The organism is Neisseria sp. P0022.S010, assembly GCF_051956635.1.
Genome location: NZ_JBQCXF010000600.1, coordinates 1 through 1694 on the forward strand (window position 1 = coordinate 1; position 1694 = coordinate 1694).

Consider the following 1694-nt stretch of genomic DNA (forward strand, 5'->3'; position numbering starts at 1 on the left):
TATTTAAACATTTTTAAAATATCTGACATTCAGTCCATCCCGCCTCCCTTCCGCTATAATCATTTTATTTTGCAAACGGATTTCATCATGCCGAAAATCACCCTTATCGCCGCCTACGCCGCCCGCCGCTGTATCGGCATCAACAACACCATGCCTTGGCATTTGCCCGAGGATTTTGCCTTCTTCAAATCCTACACTACCGGCAAACCCGTCATTATGGGCCGCAAAACATGGGAATCGCTGCCGCGCAAACCGCTGCCCGGCCGTCAAAATATCGTCATCACCCGCCAAGATTATCAGGCCGAAGGTGCGCAAACGGCGGCCTCTTTGGAAGATGCGCTGGCTTTGTGTCAGGGGGTTGAAGAAGTCATCATCATGGGCGGCGCGCAAATTTATGCACAAGCCCTGCCGATTGCCACGGATTTGCGTTTGACCGAAGTCGGTTTGGATGTGGACGGCGATGCGTTTTTTCCTGAGTTTTCCACAGAAATATGGCAAGAAGCCTCTCGGGAAAACCATGTTTCCGCCAAAGGCATCGAATACGCGTTTGTGCATTATGTGAAAGTATAATCCGACAACGCAAAGGCCGTCTGAAACCCTGTTTTTCAGGTTTCAGACGGCCTTTTTTTATCTCGTTTGTTTACGGCATGCTGTTTAAGCCGTTTTGTTTTTCAAAGGCAACTTGATATGCGGTTTGGCCGGCTTGGGCGCTTCCTTCAGTCCAAGTTCGATTTGCTGCTCTTCGCTCAACAAATTGCTCCAGTCGCCTTTTTTATACCAGTCGCGGCCGTCCAACTCGATAGGATGTTGGATACGCTCGCAACCGTTGCCGCATTGCAAATCGTCTTCTTTGCAGTATTTGTCGCAACCCCAGCAGATACGCTCGGGATTTTTCGGGAAAATGGGAAATTTCTTGGCCATGGTGTGCTTCTTTTGTTTGTGTGCGGTATGGGCAGAATTATAAGTGATTTGAATGGGGCTGGCGGCGGGTTTATCGTGTTTTACGCTGATTTTTTAAGATGTGTTAACCTTTCAGACGGCCTATACTGTAAAAACTATCCCTATGCGGTACAACAAGAGGAGCCAATATGAACATATGCCGTCTGAAGCCTGAATTTGTCGAGCCTTTAGCCCTCGCGCTGTTTGAGGAATGGCACGATTTTGCGCCGTGGTCGTCTCTGGACAAAATCCGTGCGTATTACGCGCAGTGCCTTAATGGGGATGATTTGCCGCTGGCGTTTGCGGCTGTGGATAACGAAGGGCGGCTGATGGGTTCGGCGGCATTGAAGCGATTTGATATGGCGTGTTTTCCCGAATACGAATATTGGCTGGGCGATGTGTTCGTTTTACCGCAATTTCGCGGTTTGGGTGTAGGCAGGCAGCTGGTTTCGTTTTGTTTGGATAAAGCACACGAACTGGGTTTGCCGCATCTGTTTCTCTATACGCCGGATGTGCAGGCCGTGTATGAAAAGTTCGGCTGGAAAGAAATCACCCAGACTTGGCACAACGGGGAAACCGTATCCGTCATGAAATTGGATTTATAGCTTGAAAAGAATAAAAGGCCGTCTGAACATTTGGTTTCAGACGGCCTTTGTTTTTTTAAATTATCCACAACTACCCTATCCGTTTAAACGGCGGCAGACAGGCCAATAATTGTTGGCCGTAGCGTTGCGTTTTGACGCGGTTGTCAAGGA

The 1694-nt window shown here is 48.6% G+C and carries 3 protein-coding genes; 2 read left to right on the forward strand and 1 reads right to left on the reverse strand.

Annotated elements, in window-relative coordinates:
* The first annotated feature begins 87 nt into the window (after nucleotides 1–87).
* A complete protein-coding gene (locus ACTHUT_RS19805) occupies nucleotides 88–570 on the forward strand; it encodes a dihydrofolate reductase (protein WP_440419527.1) in 483 nt (160 codons plus the stop codon).
* An 84-nt stretch (nucleotides 571–654) separates the two neighbouring features.
* Here the strand turns inward: ACTHUT_RS19805 and ACTHUT_RS19810 are convergent, their stop codons facing one another.
* Nucleotides 655–921: a DUF3079 domain-containing protein gene (locus ACTHUT_RS19810; protein ID WP_003686685.1), complete on the reverse strand. Its 267-nt coding sequence runs from the start codon at nucleotides 919–921 to the stop codon at nucleotides 655–657.
* A gap of 167 nt (nucleotides 922–1088) precedes the next feature.
* Between ACTHUT_RS19810 and ACTHUT_RS19815 the strand changes: the two genes are divergently transcribed.
* Entirely contained in the window at nucleotides 1089–1544 is a 456-nt protein-coding gene (locus ACTHUT_RS19815; RefSeq protein WP_154953777.1) for a GNAT family N-acetyltransferase, read from the forward strand.
* Nucleotides 1545–1694: the final 150 nt, after the last annotated feature.

What these genes read in the sequence shown, in the direction of transcription:
- ACTHUT_RS19810 (WP_003686685.1), bottom strand. Translation starts at nt 921, where the DNA reads ATGGCCAAGAAATTTCCCATTTTCCCGAAAAATCCCGAGCGTATCTGC.
- ACTHUT_RS19805 (WP_440419527.1), top strand. Translation starts at nt 88, where the DNA reads ATGCCGAAAATCACCCTTATCGCCGCCTACGCCGCCCGCCGCTGTATC.
- ACTHUT_RS19815 (WP_154953777.1), top strand. Translation starts at nt 1,089, where the DNA reads ATGAACATATGCCGTCTGAAGCCTGAATTTGTCGAGCCTTTAGCCCTC.